Annotated in this window: 19 protein-coding genes and 1 pseudogene; 8 read left to right on the top strand and 12 right to left on the bottom strand. The window is 63.5% G+C overall.

The features are described from left to right. Positions 1-236 precede the first annotated feature (236 nt). Positions 237-1,343 (top strand): hypothetical protein, encoded by a 1,107-nt coding sequence (locus PCA31118_RS26095; RefSeq protein WP_150627843.1) that lies wholly within the window; start codon positions 237-239, stop codon positions 1,341-1,343. Between the two features lie 12 nt (positions 1,344-1,355). Here the strand turns inward: PCA31118_RS26095 and PCA31118_RS26090 are convergent, their stop codons facing one another. Next, positions 1,356-1,922 (bottom strand): SRPBCC family protein, encoded by a 567-nt coding sequence (locus PCA31118_RS26090; RefSeq protein ID WP_150627842.1) that lies wholly within the window; start codon positions 1,920-1,922, stop codon positions 1,356-1,358. Between the two features lie 311 nt (positions 1,923-2,233). Here PCA31118_RS26090 and PCA31118_RS26085 point away from each other — a divergent pair, with 311 nt between their 5' ends. From PCA31118_RS26085 to PCA31118_RS26060, 6 genes are all read left to right on the top strand, one after another. Next, positions 2,234-3,343: a LacI family DNA-binding transcriptional regulator gene (locus tag PCA31118_RS26085; protein WP_150627841.1), complete on the top strand. Its 1,110-nt coding sequence runs from the start codon at positions 2,234-2,236 to the stop codon at positions 3,341-3,343. 209 nt (positions 3,344-3,552) lie between these two features. After that, positions 3,553-4,566: an extracellular solute-binding protein gene (locus PCA31118_RS26080; protein WP_150627840.1), complete on the top strand. Its 1,014-nt coding sequence runs from the start codon at positions 3,553-3,555 to the stop codon at positions 4,564-4,566. A 75-nt stretch (positions 4,567-4,641) separates the two neighbouring features. Then, positions 4,642-5,466: an ABC transporter permease gene (locus tag PCA31118_RS26075; RefSeq protein ID WP_150627839.1), complete on the top strand. Its 825-nt coding sequence runs from the start codon at positions 4,642-4,644 to the stop codon at positions 5,464-5,466. Beyond that, positions 5,406-6,275, top strand: a complete 870-nt coding sequence (locus PCA31118_RS26070) for an ABC transporter permease (protein WP_425495405.1) — start codon at positions 5,406-5,408, stop codon at positions 6,273-6,275. Before PCA31118_RS26075 ends, PCA31118_RS26070 begins: the two co-directional genes overlap by 61 nt. Before the next feature lie 65 nt (positions 6,276-6,340). Beyond that, entirely contained in the window at positions 6,341-7,384 is a 1,044-nt protein-coding gene (locus PCA31118_RS26065) for an ABC transporter ATP-binding protein (RefSeq protein WP_150627837.1), read from the top strand. 7 nt (positions 7,385-7,391) lie between these two features. After that, positions 7,392-8,219, top strand: coding sequence for a phosphodiesterase (locus tag PCA31118_RS26060; RefSeq protein ID WP_150627836.1), 828 nt, complete (start codon positions 7,392-7,394; stop codon positions 8,217-8,219). 111 nt (positions 8,220-8,330) lie between these two features. On the opposite strand, the gene PCA31118_RS26055 is transcribed toward PCA31118_RS26060, so the two are convergent. The 3 genes from PCA31118_RS26055 to PCA31118_RS26045 all read right to left on the bottom strand — a co-directional run bounded on the left by PCA31118_RS26055 (position 8,331) and on the right by PCA31118_RS26045 (position 12,841). Next, positions 8,331-9,533 carry a globin domain-containing protein gene (locus PCA31118_RS26055; RefSeq protein ID WP_150627835.1) on the bottom strand — a complete coding sequence of 401 codons (1,203 nt, stop codon included), beginning with the start codon at positions 9,531-9,533 and terminating at the stop codon, positions 8,331-8,333. Between the two features lie 194 nt (positions 9,534-9,727). Further along, entirely contained in the window at positions 9,728-11,467 is a 1,740-nt protein-coding gene (locus tag PCA31118_RS26050; protein WP_150627834.1) for an ankyrin repeat domain-containing protein, read from the bottom strand. 105 nt (positions 11,468-11,572) lie between these two features. Continuing rightward, positions 11,573-12,841, bottom strand: a complete 1,269-nt coding sequence (locus tag PCA31118_RS26045) for an ankyrin repeat domain-containing protein (RefSeq protein WP_150627833.1) — start codon at positions 12,839-12,841, stop codon at positions 11,573-11,575. A 192-nt stretch (positions 12,842-13,033) separates the two neighbouring features. Here PCA31118_RS26045 and PCA31118_RS26040 point away from each other — a divergent pair, with 192 nt between their 5' ends. Next, on the top strand, positions 13,034-13,663 hold the full coding sequence (locus tag PCA31118_RS26040) for a DUF1415 domain-containing protein (RefSeq protein ID WP_246190443.1): 630 nt from the start codon (positions 13,034-13,036) through the stop codon (positions 13,661-13,663). A gap of 229 nt (positions 13,664-13,892) precedes the next feature. Here the strand turns inward: PCA31118_RS26040 and PCA31118_RS26035 are convergent, their stop codons facing one another. The 8 genes and pseudogenes from PCA31118_RS26035 to PCA31118_RS27155 all read right to left on the bottom strand — a co-directional run. Continuing rightward, on the bottom strand, positions 13,893-14,192 hold the full coding sequence (locus PCA31118_RS26035) for a helix-turn-helix transcriptional regulator (RefSeq protein WP_246190442.1): 300 nt from the start codon (positions 14,190-14,192) through the stop codon (positions 13,893-13,895). A 291-nt stretch (positions 14,193-14,483) separates the two neighbouring features. Continuing rightward, positions 14,484-14,720 carry a hypothetical protein gene (locus PCA31118_RS26030; RefSeq protein ID WP_150627831.1) on the bottom strand — a complete coding sequence of 79 codons (237 nt, stop codon included), beginning with the start codon at positions 14,718-14,720 and terminating at the stop codon, positions 14,484-14,486. Between the two features lie 8 nt (positions 14,721-14,728). After that, positions 14,729-14,965, bottom strand: a complete 237-nt coding sequence (locus PCA31118_RS26025; RefSeq protein ID WP_150627830.1) for a hypothetical protein — start codon at positions 14,963-14,965, stop codon at positions 14,729-14,731. Next, positions 14,962-15,162 carry a hypothetical protein gene (locus tag PCA31118_RS26020; protein WP_150627829.1) on the bottom strand — a complete coding sequence of 67 codons (201 nt, stop codon included), beginning with the start codon at positions 15,160-15,162 and terminating at the stop codon, positions 14,962-14,964. The genes PCA31118_RS26025 and PCA31118_RS26020 overlap by 4 nt, the downstream gene beginning before the upstream one ends. Beyond that, positions 15,159-15,662 carry an AP2 domain-containing protein gene (locus PCA31118_RS26015; RefSeq protein WP_217431300.1) on the bottom strand — a complete coding sequence of 168 codons (504 nt, stop codon included), beginning with the start codon at positions 15,660-15,662 and terminating at the stop codon, positions 15,159-15,161. The genes PCA31118_RS26020 and PCA31118_RS26015 overlap by 4 nt, the downstream gene beginning before the upstream one ends. Beyond that, a complete protein-coding gene (locus tag PCA31118_RS26010) occupies positions 15,662-16,684 on the bottom strand; it encodes a DUF551 domain-containing protein (protein WP_150627828.1) in 1,023 nt (340 codons plus the stop codon). Before PCA31118_RS26010 ends, PCA31118_RS26015 begins: the two co-directional genes overlap by 1 nt. Next, positions 16,681-16,872, bottom strand: a complete 192-nt coding sequence (locus PCA31118_RS26005) for a hypothetical protein (protein WP_150627827.1) — start codon at positions 16,870-16,872, stop codon at positions 16,681-16,683. The genes PCA31118_RS26010 and PCA31118_RS26005 overlap by 4 nt, the downstream gene beginning before the upstream one ends. Before the next feature lies 1 nt (position 16,873). Beyond that, a pseudogene (locus PCA31118_RS27155) lies at positions 16,874-17,290 on the bottom strand (hypothetical protein); the annotation flags it as partial.

The following is a 17,290-nucleotide window of genomic DNA, read 5'->3' as shown; positions in this document are numbered from 1 at the left end:
TAATGAATTGTGCGTGATCGTCTATTCCTGAATGGAATAGACGATCACGCGGTGACGTGTGCAGAAGAGAAATGCGCGATGTCTGAGCGGACATCGAGGCGCATCCCGACGATTCGCTGGGACACTCCCCGACCCGCAGCGGGCGCGGACCGGAAACCGAAGGATCGCGATGGTGCCTGAAAGTGATGTGCCGCATAGCGACCACGATGAAAGTCCCAATCCGATGGAGAGCCATCATGATCGAAAGCACAACGCAGCACACGATTCCCACCGTGACGGTTAGTCCGGTGTCTCAGGCGTCGCAGGCGTCCTCGCTGACGCCGTCGGAAGGCCCCGGGCGAATGCCCGAAGGCTTTCCGGGCGCATTCACCCGTGCGGGGCATGCGGCGGCGGACCCGTTGACGGATCCGTCACCCTACCGCGGACGTCCGGCCGGAGCCGATCGCTTCGCCGAATTTGCCGACTTAGGTGACGCAAGGGCCCCCTATGGCCCACCCCCTCTCACCCAATTCGTCGATCACGCGCCGTCGCACCCCCAGTCGCATCCGCTGGCGTATCCGCTGGCGTATCCCGGGGGGCATCTCCCGGGGTATCCCGCTACGCCGGCCGGTCCGCGCGGTCCGCGCGAATCGCGTGGCGCGCAACTGGCACTCACGGTGAGCGGGAATACGCGGTTGAACGTCGCGTTCACCGCCGTGGGGAGTCACGCAAAGGCGATAGGGCCCTACGCTCACGGGCCGCTCGAAGCCGGCATGGCGGGCCGCCGCGCATCGACCACGGCCGCTGCGTGTGGCGACGGCGCCGAATCGCCGCGCCGGGCGCGCAGCCTGATCGACAAGATCGCCGGGGAATTCATCAGCGGTCTCACCGGTGACCGGTTGACGATCAAGGACGGCATCATGCAAGGGGGGCGCCGGAGCGCGCCCGCCAACGCCAGCGACGAGCCTTTCCCCTTGCGTGACGAGGTCATACAGGAGTGGACGAATGTGGCCCGTAATGGCGACGCCGCCTGGAATGCCTTCACCAACCAGAACGTCGCCAAGATCATCGATGCGCTGCGCCCGAGTATCGTGGCGACGGTCATGTCCGAATTCGTCGCGAGACTCGCCCTGTTGCCGGAAGCCGACCGGCTGCCCGCGTTGCGGTGCATTCTGAACGACACGGCAAGGGGCGGCGTGGACGCCGTGCGGGCATGGCGTTCGCAATTGCCATTGTCCTTCCCCGCACATCAACATGAGGCACTGGAGACGCTTCTGCACGAATACAAGATCGGCCCGGACGTGCCGACGCCACCGCCAACCCCGACCGACGACACGGTCAACGCCAGCGTCAGCATTGGCTAACCCGACGCCCGGCTATTGGCGCGGGCCGTGGCTCACGCGTGCCCGCGCTTCGCGTAGTTCTCTCGGATCGCGCTCCGTCCCGAGGGCGGCGGGCGGCAAGTCGGTGTCGAGGCATTCGACCAGATGGGCGTTGAGAATGGCCGCCAGCCCTTCGCCGCCACGTCGCATGACGTAATTGTGATTCCAGCGAAAGAGCGGGCGTGCGAGCGGCGCCAGTTTGTTCATCCACTCGCGCTTCGTATGCACGTCCCATGCATATCGAACGACGGTGATCGAACCTTCGGTGTCAAAGCGCCAGACGCCCGTACCCTCGGCTTCGCCGGTCGCCACGCTGCGCACTTCGCGCATCGGATCGATATGTGTGATGCGGGTCTCGAAGGTGAGCGAGTAGGGCAATGCGCCGTGCCAGGTCAGTTCGCGCACGGCGCCCACACCGTCGGCGTCTCCTGCGTCGAGCGTGCGGACTTCCCGAACGCACGGCCACCAGCGGGCCCAGTGGTCGACATCGCGAAGCGTGTCCCAGACTTCGTCCAGCGGCGCCGTGAGCCGCCACAAGGTGAGGAAGTGATAGTCGTTCATGGCCGTTCCCGGTCGTAGATGGAAGGGGTGCCGTCATGCCCCCTCGGACTGGGCCGCAAGGGGGAATTTCAGTATAGGCGGCATCCCGGCGATCGGCGCAATGGCACCGACGACGGCCGCAAAGCAACCGCAAAGCAACCACAACGATGCCCGGCGAGCCGGGCGGCAGACACGCTCGACCCTAGGCCACTGTCATGAATTCATCACAATTTGTCCATAGAATCCCTGAGTGAAAACGTTTTCGTAAACGTTTACATTTGCGTAAAATCCGTCAACTTCAAAAACGACGGGCCAGAACAAGAGGAGCGGGTGTGGCAGATATTCGGGATGTAGCGCAGCGTGCAGGGTGTTCGATCGCGACGGTGTCGCGCGCACTCAATTCGCCGCATCTGGTGCGTCCCGAAACGCTGGCCCGGGTCCAGGCGGCGGCGCTCGAACTGAAGTTCCGCCCGAATGCCCTCGGTCGCCAGTTGCGTGGCGAGCGCACGGGCCTGATCGGCGTCATGCTGCCCACCCTTGGCAATCCCGTGTTTGCCGACTGCCTCGAAGGCATCGAGGCGGCGATCGAGGGGACGGGCCGCCGACTGCTGCTCGTGACAACGCAGTACGACCCCGAGCGCGAACGCAACGCCATCGAGACCCTGCTGCAACAGCGGGTCGACGGTCTGCTGCTCACGCTCGCCGACGCCGAACACAGCGCGCTGGTCGACGATCTGGACGCCGAAGGCGTGCCGTGCCAACTCGTCTACAACGACGCGCCGCAGCGTCCGTGCGTCTCCGTCGATAACCGTGCCGCCGCCGCGCAGGGCGTGGCGATGCTCATTGAGGCCGGTCATCGCGACATCGTGATGGTGACGGGGGCGCTGCACGCCTCCGATCGCGCCAAGCGACGCTACCTCGGCTATGGCGACGCGATGCAGGCCGCGGGCCTCACGCCGTTGCCGGCGTTCGAAATCGATTTCAACAGCGGTGCGCGCGGCGAGCGTGTTCGCGAGTGGCTCGCCCGGCGCGAGCGAGATGGGGTGCGTCCCACGGCGCTGTTCTGCTCGAACGACCTGCTCGCCCTCGGGGTGATGCGTGCGCTGCGCGAAGCCGGGCTGCGGGTGCCGGACGACATGTCGGTGCTGGGGTTCGACGGCCTCGCCGTGGGCGAATTGCTCTCGCCTACGCTGGCGACCGTCGTGCAACCCAGCGTGGAGATCGGCCGTCACGCTGCGCAGCGTCTGCTTGCTCAGATCGATGGCCGCAGCGATGGCCGACCCAGTGCCGACGCGAGCGTGCCGCACGATGCGTCGCTCGCCCACGCGCTGATTCTGCCGCACGAGATCCGCCGTGGCGGCACCGTGGCGGCACCACCGCACAAGTCACACGCGCCGGGCAGTCCGGACGCCGAGCCCGGTGCGTCGCCCGTTTCGAAGTAGTGCAGTCACCATGCAGTCACCGTGAAGTCACCCGCAAGATTGCAAGGAAGCAAGCAGCAAGGCGTTGGCTGACGACTGGCTCCGCACAGAGAGCACAGCGGCTGCCGAGGCAATCAGGCATCTGGCCGTGAGGCCCGTACCCGACGGTAGAGAACCAACCTGCGGCGGCACCGTATGCCGCCCACGCTCAGACATTCAGGAGTCCGGAAATGAAGCTTTGGATTACCCGCGCCGCGCGCACACTGGCGGTGTTCACCTTGCTCGGCGCTGGCGCCGCGCATGCCCAGCAGAGCGCAATCTGCTACAACTGCCCGCCGGAGTGGGCGGACTGGGCCGGACAGGTCAAGGCGATTGCGCAGGACACCGGCATTCGCGTGCCGCTCGACAACAAGAATTCGGGGCAGGCGGTCGCTCAGTTGATCGCGGAACAGAAGGCGCCGGTCGCCGATATCGTCTATCTGGGCATTACCTCTGCCATCGAAGCCGCGAAAAAAGGTCTGCTCGCCCCTTACAAGCCCGCCAACTGGGACCAAGTGCCTGCCAACCTGAAGGATCCGGGCGGTATGTGGACGACCATCCACTCGGGAACCGTGGGCTTCTTCGTGAACCGCGACGCCCTCGAAGGCAAGCCGGTGCCGCGTTCGTGGGCCGACCTGCTCAAGCCGGAATATCGCGGCATGGTGGGCTATCTGGACCCGAGCAGCGCATTTGCCGGCTACGCGGCCGCCATTGCCGCCAACCAGGCACTGGGCGGTTCGATGGACAATTTCGCCCCGGCCATCGGCTTCTTCCAGAAGCTCAAGGCCAACGCGCCGATCGTGCCGAAGCAAACGGCGTACGCCCGTGTGCTTTCGGGTGAGATCCCCATCCTGATCGACTTCGACTTCAACGCTTACCGCGCCATCTACAAGGACCGCGCCAACGTGCAGTTCGTGATTCCGATGGAAGGCACCGTGTCGCTGCCGTATGTGATTGCGCTCGTGAAGAACGCACCGCATGGCGACAACGGCAAGAAGGTCATCGACTACACGTTGTCGGACAAGGGGCAGGCCCATTGGGCGCAGGCGTTCCTTCGCCCGGTGCGCGCCAGCACGATGCCGGCGGACGTGGCTGCCAAGTTCCTGCCGTCGTCCGATTACGCACGCGTGAAGCCGGTCGATCTGCAAAAGCTCGCCGCGCAGCAGGACGCGTTCGGTCAGCAGTACCTGAAGAACGTGCGGTAAGCCGTTGTTAAGGCATTCGCCGCACACCGTAACAAGTTGTACAACGACCAACGAGGAAGAGGAGCAAAGCAAGCGATGCGTGACCTGACTCTGCCGCGCGGCTGGCGCGTGGCACTTCTGCTACCGGCGCTGGCGGTCTTTCTGGCGTTCTGGCTGTTGCCGATGGCCGCACTGGTGCAGGTGAGCGGCGATGGTCACGCGTTCGAGACCTATCGCGCGATTCTCACCAACGCGCGCTATCTCGACAGCCTGTGGCAGACCGTGGTGCTCTCGGCACTCGTCACGCTGGCCACACTGGCGTTATCGCTTGTGGCGGGCCTCTTCCTCACCCGTCACGAGTTTCCGGGGAAATCGGCCCTCGTGTCGATGCTGACCCTGCCGCTGGCGTTCCCCGGCGTGGTGGTCGGCTTCATGGTGATCATGCTGGCGGGACGTCAGGGCCTGATCGGCGACCTCACGTCGAAGCTCGTCGGTCACAAGCTCGTGTTCGCCTATTCGCTCGCCGGTTTGTTTCTCGGCTATCTGTATTTCTCGATTCCGCGAGTGATTCTGGCTGTGATGGCTGCGGCGGAATCGCTCGATCATTCGCTCACGGAAGCGGCGGCGTCGCTTGGCGCCGGCCCGTTCGCCATTGCCCGCGACGTGACGCTGCCCGCCCTCGCACCCGCGTTGATCGCTTCGGGCGCGATGTGCTTCGCGACCTCGGTCGGCGCATTCGGCACGGCCTTCACGCTGGCCACCGACATCGACGTGCTGCCAATGACCATCTACACCGAGTTCACGCTCAACGCCAATGTGGCGACGGCGGCGGCCCTCTCGGTGATTCTCGGCATCGTGACCTGGGCGGTGCTGATGCTTGCCCGCAATTTCACCGGGCAGGCTGTCGCCGCCGGAGGTTGATCCGCATGCTCAAGAAAACCCTGTTCACGCTGCAACTGCTGCTCACGTTGCTCATGTGCGCGTTTTTGCTGATCCCGGTCGGGATGTCGATTCTCGCCGGGCTGTCGGTGAACTATTTCCGGGGGCCGTCCGCCGGCCTGACGTTCAAATGGGTGATTCAGGTCTGGCAGGACTATCACGATGCCATTCTGAATTCGCTCTATGTCGGCGCCGCCACGCTGGTGCTCGTCGCACTGCTGGGCGTGCCTGCCGGGTACGTGCTCGCGCGCTGGCAAAGCCGCTTCGCGCGCTGGATCGAAGAATTGCTCACGCTGCCCATCGCGTTGCCCGGACTGGCGAGCGCGCTGGCGCTGATCAGCGTGTACGGCGGCATGCGCGGCTTTCGCGAGAGTCTGGCGTTCATCATCGTCGGTCACGTGATTTTCACGCTGCCGTTCATGGTGCGCGCCGTGGCGGCGGCGTGTGCCGACACGCGCATCAAGCTGATGGAAGAGGGCGCGGCGAGCCTCGGCGCGAGCTTCCTGCGCCGCTTCATGACGGTCGTGCTCCCGAACATTCGTAGTGAAATCGTGGCGGCTGCGTTGATCGTCGTTACGCTCTCGCTGGGCGAATTCAATCTGACGTGGATGCTGCATACGCCCGATACCAAGACGTTGCCGGTGGGGCTGGCGGATGCGTACGCGTCGCTGCGCCTGGAGATCGGCAGTGCGTACACGGCGGTGTTCTTCATGCTGATCGTGCCGCTGCTCATTGTCATGCAGATGACGGCGCAACGGGCCAAGGTCAGGAATGCGCGCGGTCGCACCTGAGTGCTTCTGATCGCTACTGATTTCGCGGTTGCGCTGCACGCACACCGAATGCCAAGGATTTGACGATGAAACTGACTTCCATCCCGATTCACCTCGAACGCTGTGCCAAGACCTTTCACGGCAATACCGTTCTGCAACCGCTCGACCTGACCATCGGCGCGGGCGAGACACTGGTGCTGCTCGGCCCGTCCGGATGCGGCAAGACCACGACGCTGCGCATGATTGCCGGTCTGGAGCGCCCCGATGCCGGTGGCCGCGTGCGCTTCGGTGATGAAGACGTGACGCGCTTGCCGATCGAAAAGCGCCGCGTCGGCATGGTCTTCCAGAACTACGCCCTGTTCCCGAACTTCACCGTGCGCGGCAACGTTGCGTACGGCCTCAAGTTGCGCGGTCTGCCCCCGGCGCAGATCGACAAGCGTGTGGACGAGTTGCTCGATCTGGTGCATCTCACGCCTTACGCAGACCGCGCCATCGCACAACTCTCCGGCGGACAGAAGCAGCGCGTGGCACTGGCGCGCGCGCTCGCGCCGGAGCCGCGCGTGTTGCTGCTCGACGAGCCGCTCACGGCACTGGACGCCAAGTTGCGTGAGACCGTACGCGCCGATATGGACCGCCTGCTGCGCGGACTCGGCGTGACGACCGTCTACGTCACGCACGATCAGGACGAGGCCATGGCGCTCGGCGATCGCATCGTGGTGATGAGCGCCGGGCGAATCGAGCAGATCGGCGCGCCCCGCGATATCTACTACCAGCCCGCCTCGCGTCATGTGGCGAACTTCGTGGGAACGCTCAACCGTCTGGCGGGCGTGTGGCGCGACGGTCACTTCCATCTCGAAGGCGGTCGCCTTGCGTGTCCGGCGGTGCGTGCGGATGTCGAAGAACTTTACTTCCGTCCGGAGGACGCCATCGTCGTCCCCGCCGACGATGCCACGCTCACGGGCGAGGTCGAAGCGGTGCAGTTCCTCGGTGATCGTACGCGTTTGACGCTCACCGGTGTGTCCGCAGCCGGTTCGGTGCTGGTCGAAGTCTCCAGCCGACGCGAGTGCCGCGTCGGCGACAAGGTGGGGCTGTCGCTGCCCGCCGCCCATGTCTTTTCGCTTCACGGATAAATCGCTCATGCTGTTCGCGCAAATCAGCGACCTTCACATCAAACGCCCCGGCAAGCTGGCTTACCGCCGCGTCGACACTGCCGCTTACCTCGAACGCTGTGTGGCGCGCCTCAATGCGCTTGCGCCGCGTCCCGACTTCGTCGTGCTCACGGGAGACCTCGTCGACTTCGGCGCTCGTGAGGAGTACGAGCATCTGCGTCGCCTGCTCACGCCGCTGCAAATCCCGTACTACCTCGTCATGGGCAATCACGATGGGCGTGACGCCCTGCGTGAAGTGTTCCCCGAGCATAGCTACCTCGGCAAACCCGGCGAGTTCGTGCAATACACCGCGATGCTCGGGCCGCTGCGGCTCGTGGTGCTCGATACGCAAGATCCGCCCAACGGCGGGGGCAAGTTGTGCGAAGCGCGTCTCGACTGGCTCGATGCGACGCTCGCGAGCGATACCGAGACGCCGACCGTCATCGCCATGCACCATCCGCCATTCCTGTGCGGCATCGAACACATGGACGTCCAGGCGCTCGATCCCGCCGCTGCGGCGAAGCTGGCCACCATCGTGAAACGTTTCGACAACGTGGAGCGGGTGATTTGCGGGCACGTGCACCGACCGATTCACACGCGTTTCGCGGGTACCGTTGCCAGCGTGTGTCCGTCACCTGCGCATCAGGTGGCGCTTGATCTGCGTGACGGGGGGCCTTCGGCGTGGGTGCTCGATCCGCCCGCCTTCCAGTTGCATCGATACACGCCACTGACCGGGCTCGTCTCGCATCTGGCCTTCGTCGACGACGCAGGTGGCGCGCATCCCTTTTACGATGCGTCGGGCGCGCTGATCGACTGATCGATCCTTGTGCACGAATGAAACAACGAGGCCCCCGGCGGATCGTCGGGGGCCTCGTTCGTTCGGTGCTGTCCGAGATGGCTTGTGATGGCTTGTGACGGTGTTCGGCGATTACAGCAAGTGGTCCAGTGCATCCGGGCCGAAGACCTCGCGATGCAGGCGATCTGCGGGCACGCCTGCATCGCGCAGGGCACGCCATTGCGTTTGCATGAAAGCGGACGGGCCGCACAGCAGGTAATCGGCGTCCGTCGGCAGGGCGAGGCGCGCGATGTCCATACGTCCGGCAAACGTGTAGTCGATGCCTTCGCGTTCGTCCGGCAGGGGCGTCTCAAAGAACGTTGCGACGCGCAGATGCGGCAGTTGTCGGGCGGCGTACGCCAGGTGACGGCGCAGCGCGACGTGCGCGCCGTTACGCCCCGCGTGCGCAAACAGCACTTCGCGGCGTGAGCCTTGTGCGGCCAGCGCCGCGAGCATGGACATCATCGGCGTGATGCCCACACCGGCACTCAGCAACACGAGCGCTCGGGTATCGGACTGCGGCAGCGTGAATTCCCCATAAGCGGGGCTGACCAGAAGACGGTCGCCCGCCTTGAGATTGGCGTGCAGCCAGTTCGATACCTGACCCGCAGGTTTCGTGTCGTTCGCCGCCTCGCGCTTGACGGTGATGCGCCAGTGCGGGGCTTGCGGCGCATCGGAAAGACTGTACTGGCGGCGCTGTTGCAGACCGTCCGGCAGGGTGACCGAGACGCTGACATATTGGCCCGGCGCGAACTCGCCGGGAGAGCCGCCTTCCGGCGTGCGCAGGTAGTAAGACGCGACGTGCTCGGTCTCGCGGTCGACGTCGGCCACCACCAACTCGCGCAGACTGCCCAGCGGGGCGTGCGTCTTCTCCGACAGGCGGGCTTCGGCGGCGATCAACGCACCGGCGAGCAGCCAGTACGCTTCGTCCCAGGCAGCGATCAGCGCAGGTGTGGCAGCGTCGCCAAGCACGTGCTTGATGGCGGCGAGCAGATGGCGTCCGACAATCGGATAGTGCGCCGGCGTGATGCCGACCGACACATGCTTGTGGACGATACGTTCGAGCACCGGCGCGAGCGCGGCAGCATTGTCGATGTTCGCCGCGTACGCAAACACGGCCGAGGCCAGCGATTGCTGCTGCGCGCCGCTTGCCTGATTGCCCATATTGAAGAGATGGCGCAGCGCCGGATGCGCTTCGAACATGCTGGCGTAAAAGTGACGCGTGATCGCAAGGCCGTGTTCGCGCAGGACCGGGACACTGGCGTCGATGTAGGGGCGGGAAGCGGCGGAAAGCATGAGAAGACTCCTGAGTTTTAAGATGTAAATAAAATACATCTTTTAGGTCGTACTGATGACTGTGCATCGGCGCCCCGACATGGATGCATCCATGTCGGGGCACGGCATTTGGACGCCGGACCCCAAGGCTCAATTCACGACCACGACATTCAGGGGCCCGGCGACGTCATTATAAGATGCAAATAAAATGCATATTAAGTCGTTGCGACGGAATGCCGCACGAGTGGCGCGTTCGCAGGCGCCTGCTGTGTCTGCGCGACGCGCGCGTAAGGGGTGCGGCGGGCATTGACTGTCTGCGTCGCGCTCCTGCGTGTCTGGGCGATGAAGGCCATACCCGCACGGAGGAAGCGGGCGCGCTCGGCGCTCAGCGACGCGATGGCGGAGTGCCCGGCGTGATTGCAGATCGTGGGGTCGCCGCCGTAGCGAAGCGCCGTGTTGAGCATGTAATCGGCATAGATGGCGTCGCCGGGATGGCGTGTCGCCACCGCGAGGAAGTGCATGAGCGTATTGCCCTCGAACCGGGGCGCGTTGCAGTCCGGCGCCAGTGCGAGCAGGACTTCGGCTGCGCCACAGTAACCGCGTAGCGTGAGCCACAGTACGGGGGGCGATCCGTCCCGATGCAACTGCGTCATGTCGACGCCCTGCTGTTTGAGCGACGCAACGCGTTCAAACAGCGCTTCATGCGGGTGCAGAGGGTCATGCCCGCCGTCGCACAGACGTTTGGCAAGCGACATGAGAGAAGCACTGACGGTCGGCAGCCTGCCCTCCGATTCCTCGGCGGACTTCGGTCGGGGATTGGCAATGACGTGCAGCGCGCGCTCGCGCGCCTGGGAAATCATCTTCTGGCTAAGACGCACGTAGTGCGAAAGGCTGTCCGGTAGCAGCGAGATGGCGGACACGCCTGCGTGGTTCTTCTGGTCGGGGTCGCCACCGTAGCGCAAGGCAACGCTCAGGAGGAAGAACGCGGTGAACGAGTATGCCTTTTGGCGGGTCGCCGCCGCGAGCTGATGCATCAGCGTATTGCCGCTCTGATTGCCTTCCGATGTGTTGCACGCGGCGCCCAGTCCGAGCAGAACTTCAGCGGCGGCGCAGTAGCCGTTCAGGGCGAGCAGCATGGCGGGCGGGGAGCCTTTGCGAGACGGTGTCGTGAGGCTCGCGCCGTGCGAGTGCAGCGTCTTGCCCAGTCGGTAAAGCGAGTCCTGCGCGATCAGCAGGTCGTGTCCCTGCGAATGAAGGCGCTCGGCCTCTGCGGCCAGTGCCGTGGCGATCAGGGGCACGCCGCCGGCCGTCGGTTGATTGGGGTTCACACCGAACGTCAGCAGCGATGGCAGCCATTGCACGGCGACGTGACTGCACAGATGCGAGAGCGGCGGATACACATCGCCGGGCAATTCCGAAATGGGAACGTCGCTGGTCGTGTCCCGCCCGCAGGCCACCAGCACGCGTAGTGCGCGTTCCACCGTGGACCCCGGCTCGGCGGCCGGGGCGTCGCCCATGATCGTGTCGACGAAGAGCGTCGGGTAGGCCGACGGGGCCGCCGCGTAGCGAAGCCACAGTCGCAGGCCTTCGTCGCTCATCAGCAGATCGGCGTCCTCGGGGGCGAGTTGTGCGCTGCGCGAGCGGTCGACGAAGACGCCGGCGCTGTCCAGATCGGCGAGCGTTCTACGTCGTTCCGGCTTGCAGAAAAGTGTCGCCATCGAAAACGCCAGTCCTTGCGGATCGGTCGGGCTCGCGATCAGACAACTGTCGCGTAGTTCGCGTCCTGCGGCGCTGGAGAGGCTCATCAACGTCTCCCATGCCGCCTGCGACGAGCATTGCCCTTCGCGTCGCGTTTTGAGCAAGTCGTCGAGTGACAGGTTACGTAGCGATGCCGTGGCGATATCCGGCGACGCAATGTCGCAGGTCGGGATGTTGTTCTGGTGCGATGTCATCATCGACGGAGACGTCATCGAAGCAGACGTCATCGGCGGGGAATGGAATGGGACGAAGGGCATGGAGATTGGGAGAGGGCGTTGTCTGGCCGAGGGCTGCCAATGGCATCAGCCGAGCGTTTTGATGCGACGGAACGCCGTGGCGCGTGTCGTGACGAGAAACGCGATGTCGATCTGCGTGCCGAGCGAAACCGTGTCGGGCACCCATTCGCGCGCCGTGTACCCGGCACCGTTCACGCGGTCGAGATCGGCGCCATAGCGCAAGGCGACCCTCAACATGTAGCGGGCGAGTTGCGCGTTATCGGCATGCGCGGGGTCTTGATGAAGTCGGGAGGCGTGGGCTAGATGGTGCATCAGCGTATTGCCGTTCGGGTCCGGTGCGTTCGGATCGGCGCCGCAGGCGAGCAGCGCTTCGGCCGCGCCGCAAAGCCCATGGAAGGTGAGGAGCGCGACGGACGGCACGCCGCGACGGTTCGGCGCCATCAGATCGCCGCCGTAACGCTTCAAAAGCTCCGCGAGGCGATGCAGCGAGCCGTGGGCATGCATCACGTCCTGACCGGCGTTGTGCAGGCGCAGCGCTTCGGCGCGCATGGCGGCCACGGTCAGCGGCATGCCGCGCTGGCTGCGCTGATTCGAATTCACCCCCAGTTCGAGCAGGCGGCGCAACCATTGCGGCGCGACCTGGCTGCACAGATGGACAAGGGGATTGAGCGGCGCCGTTTCCTCCATGGCCAACGGCGCGGTGTCGGTTCGGTCGCGCCCGCATGCGACCAGAATCCGCAGGATCTTCCCGATCCGTGTCCGATCGTTGACGGAAGTGGTACCAAAGATGTCCGAGCCGTCGAACACGTTGAGGTATCCGGTCGGGGTGGCGGCATATTGCAGCCAGAGCAGCAGCCCTTCGGTGCTGCGGAGCAAGGCTGCGTCGTCGGCCCGCAGATTTCGCGCGAGATTGGGCATCAGAAAGATGCCGGCATCGACCAGTTTGTCGACGGTGCGCTCGCTTTCGTTCGTAGTGAGCAGCGTGACCATTTCGAGAAACAGCGGCCCATTGGGCGACGCCTTGTCGCATGCGTCGCGCAACTCCCGACCGGCGTATGTCTGTCCGTTCACGAGAACATTCCAGATGTCTTGCGTGCGATAGGGCGGCGAACGAAAGGGCTGCGTGTGCTGCGTGTCGAGCAGTTCGGCGAGCGACATCGCGGCAAGCGGTTGCCTGTCGGCTTGCCAGTTGGGTGCGGCGGCAGATGAGGAGGATGAGGAGGATGAGGGAGCGGTGAGGTCGCGGGCGCTGGTGCTGTGGGCGCAGGTGGTGATGGGTGGCGTTCCGGGCATGGTGGTGAGCGCTGTCGGCGGCGTGCGGTGGAAAGGCGGCATGGTTGCGCATAAGGCGAGGCCGCGTTTTGGCATTCACACCGGGAAGCTATCGACCGTGGACATGCCGATGGCGGCGTGCAGGCGAACTACAATGCGGTATTCACGATTCATGGCGATGCATTTCACATGTCGGACAAGAAACACTCGGTGCCTGCTTCGGCGGCAGATTTAGCGACAAACGTGGCGACAAACGTGTCGACAGACGGGGCGAGCGCACAGGACAGCGAGGCCGTGATCGCGGCGACGCGTCACTGGCTCACGCGCGCGGTGATCGGGCTCAACCTCTGCCCGTTCGCCAAGGCCGTTCACGTCAAGGATCAGATCCACTACGTGGTGAGCGCGGCGCGCGACATGGAGGGCGTGCTGCTGGATCTGGAGAGGGAATTGCAATGGCTGTCGGAAGCGGATCCGCAGGACGTCGACACGACGCTGCTGATCCTGCCGCACGCCTTGCTCGACTTTCACGAGTACAACGATGCGCTGTTCTTTGCCGAGCGCATGCTCAAGCAATTGCATCTCGAAGGCGAACTACAGATCGCGAGCTTTCATCCCGACTATCAGTTCGAAGGCACGGCGGCGGACGATGTGGAGAACTTCACGAATCGGTCGCCGTATCCGATTCTGCACTTGCTGCGCGAAGCGAGCATCGACCGCGCTGTCGCCGCATTCCCCGACGCCGAGGCAATCTACGAACGTAACGAAGCGTTGATGCGCAAGATGGGCGCAGCGGGCTATCACGAATGGATGGCGCAGCCCGCCGAGGATGAAGAGGGCGCGAACGACAACGTCATCGACGAGGAAGACGAAGGCAGTCGCAAATGATGTCGGCGTGAGCGATGCGAGCACCGTTGACCGTGGGTCGCCGCGCAGGCGATCTACGCTCGACGTCAACAGGCGTAGAACGACAAAAACAAAAAAGCCGCGCGATAAATTCGGGCGGCTTTTCTGTTGAGGACTACGTCTTGCTTGCATGACCAGGGACTGAGTAAGTCGCTGGTGCCGGAGAGAGGAATCGTGAAATGCCGGGAGATCGTTGAATGGTAATGGTTTGTCATGTTTTGTCCGGTTCGATACCCCCAAAAGTACCCCCAATCTCGTCGCCATTGGCTGCGATCGAGTTGAGCAGCCGGCGGATATCTTCGACCCGCCATGCTACCGTGCTCGGCGACAACTGGACCGGTGCCGGGTAGCGCTTTTCCTTCACGCCGCGCAACCACGTCGTGCGCGAGACGGGAAAGACGGCGAGCACCTGAGGCAGTCGCACGAATCCCTCGGCCGGAAGTGTCGGCGAATCTTCGCGGGCGCGCTTCGGCGCCCGGGCGTGTTCGGTGTGCTGTTGAGCATTCATCATCGTATCTCCCAGGCGCGGGCCGTAACCCGCAGAATCTCTTTCAGTGCTTCGGCCGTGGCCGGGTCGGTGGTCATGCTGCTTCGCCTGTCGCCTTTCGCATTGCGCGTCTCAGAACACCCGCATACCAAGTTGCCTCGGCGCGTGTCTCATGGGCATTACCAACAGGGAATTCCTGCGGACCAACCTTCAGCCAGACTTGGCATGCTTCGGGCGCATCGAACATAACGATCGGCCGAATCTCGATGCGGTAGCGTTCGCTCCTCTGGTCGCCCAGAATGATCTCGTTCTGTCTTATGAGCGGTCCTTCGCGTCGAGCGGGCGCTTGAGCGTGATGCGGAAATACGATTCCGACATACACATGCTCACGGGAATCGCCATGAGTTCACATAGCCATATCCACGGCTCAGAGATGCGGTATTTCGGATGGATGTTCGGGCACGACTCGCAACGCATATCCACCCATACCGGGACGCTATAGAGCGTGCCTGCGTGAGTGAACCCGGCGGCGATTGCTTCGGCTTCGGTCATTACGAGTTTCATATATCCCCCCAGCTGTGGGATACGAGACGTTCGGCGGCGCGCATGCCGAGCGCGAACCCGATCCACATGGTGTTGGTGTCAGGTGTCACGTAGTGAGAAAACTTTCCGTTGATCTCCATGACGCCGAGCGGTGTATTGGCTGTCAGCAGCGCCGTCTCCTTGATCGAATTCTCGAAGTAGTTGCGCATTTCATCTACGGTAATGCACCCCGGCTTGTCTTTGATCGTGATCACGATTTCCGCTCCTCCGCTGCCATATACGCCGCGCTGGCAACCGCGACGCCGAAGACCAGCGCCATGAAACATCCGAAAGCCACATCGGGGTTGCGCGTGTCGAAGTTGTAGCCACCAGCCCAAGCCAGCCCGGCAATGACCGCACAACCGGCGGCAAAGCCCAAGATGGCAGCGAATATCGAACGTAGTGTTTTCATGTCCGCTCCTCCGCTGCCTGCGAGGCGGCGCGACTGTGATTTGCAAATTCACCGTGATAAGTATCGGCGGCTTGTCGATATGCAGCATGGGCCTCTTCCGGCGTGGCAAATGACCCCAGGTAGAGCTTTGTCGGGCCAGCCTTAATCTGCGCTTGGAATCTGCCATTGGGCAGCCTCGAGACACCCTTAAATCCCGTTTTGTTGGTGCGCATTGCAGGACGGTTGCAAACGTTCTCAGAGGGCGTGCACAGGCGAATGTTGGCGCGCGTGTTATTCAGCGGGTTCATGTCTCGGTGGTCGACATAAATTCTTGACGACCCCAGTACGCCAAGCAGCATGCGATGCATAAACACCGTCTTTTGCGGGCCGTCCGGCACGGGCCGAATGTTCGTCCGGGCATATCCCTTCCGGTCGATCCTCCACTTATGAGCCTGCATCGCAGGGAAGTCCGCATCATCAACGAGTATTTCTGCGCCATTGCTTGCCAAGATGACTTTCATCACGCCCCCTTCGCCGTACTGGCGGCAACGGCGGCGTCCAGCCTATCGACCGCTTCGGTAAAGCTGTTGCGCGGCGCGGAGGTATGGCGCATTTCGTGCACCGCAATATTTGCTGCTACGATCAATTCCCCGCCATCCGCCGACAGCGCGGCGCGGGCTGCATCGAATCCAGCGGTGAAATGAAGCTGGGCGCATTGGGCCGTGGTGTTCCAGTCGTAGAACTTAGGGTCAAGAATCCACTTTTCCCATGCAGCGTCCCGCTCATCCACGCCCACCTTCGCGGGAGACGAGAGGGCGGCGCGCACGCGTTCGAGCTTTGCCCAAACCGTATGCGTCTTGTCCGGCGTCGGGTAAGCGTATGGAGCGACGGCGTCGACAAGTTCGCGCACGGCTTCTAGCAATTCCCTGTCCACTAGGGGTGAATTTTCCGCGCGCCAATTTTCGGGAACACCTGTGTCGAAGAATGCGTTTAGTTCTGCAATCTTGTCTGCTTGCTCGCGAATCTTGTTCAGTAACTCGCGCTCGCCGCCATTCACGGGCGCGGCGTAGAGCGAGGGCAACGGCATCCAGTGCGTTACGTGGAATTTGCAGTCGTCCTGACTGACTTGCGACTTCCACACTCCATCGAACAGTCCGGCGATATCGTGATAAATGGCCGCGCCGAACTCCTTGCGTACCAGCACGTCGGTTTCAGGCTCGGGTAGTCCGTCGTCTACGGATCGCCACCCCGCCGCATCTTGCCCTGCGCTCTGTGCGGCTGGCGTGGGGGTGCGCATTTCTTCCAGCGAGATCGCTTTCATCGTGACCTGCTGCGTCTCGTCATCGAAACCCATCATGACTGCGCCACCGGTGGCCAGCGTCTCGACAATCGAGGGATGTGCCGGCGGCAGGCAAGCGCGCTCGATCTCGCAGCCGAGCAGCGCACAATCGCTCTCGCTGACGATCAGGTGCTTTCCCTGCGGATTAACCAGCGCCGGCGAGCGTTCGCATACTTCGCGCCACAGGTTCAGAAGGGTGCTCATACGGTGCTCCCGAAGTACGCGGCGTACATGTCGGCCAAGGCTTCGACCTGCTCGCCGGTGAGTTGGGTGACGACGCCTGAGTGCATGGCTTCGGCCATCGGCGCGAGCGTTGCGCGCTCGTCGTCGGTCAGGTCGCCGGAGATGTGCTCCAGCGACTTCACTATTTCAGTGGTGGATGGGGTGCGCATGTCAGGCATCCTTGAGCAAGTCGTGGACGCTGGTCGGCGGCGGGGCGGTCAAAGTCAGTTCGACGTCGCGTTGAATCAGGCTGCACAGCTTTCCGGTGTCGCTCTCGTCCGGATGCGCGATCGCACGGAAGGTGACGATCACCGTACCGCCTTCCATCGGCTGGATGCGGAAGCCGTCAACCTTCAGTTCTTCGAGCACGATGTTGCTATCGCCGCCCAGGCCGTAGTCGATCTCTGCGGTGTATCCGACGCCTTCCTGATCCCACTTGAAGGCCGACATCTTCGGGTACTTGAGCTTCGTCGGACGGTCCGGGTCGATGAGGTCTTCCTGCGTATCCGGCTGCGTATAGAGCATGCTGCGCAGGTCGGCGCCGAAGTTCGCGAGCACGCCGTTATCGGCAGCGACTTCGAACTTCAG

The organism is Pandoraea captiosa (genome assembly GCF_902459775.1).
Lineage (GTDB): Bacteria > Pseudomonadota > Gammaproteobacteria > Burkholderiales > Burkholderiaceae > Pandoraea > Pandoraea captiosa.
Note: the sequence above shows the minus strand (reverse complement) of the source record. Positions and strands in the feature narration are given on the sequence as shown.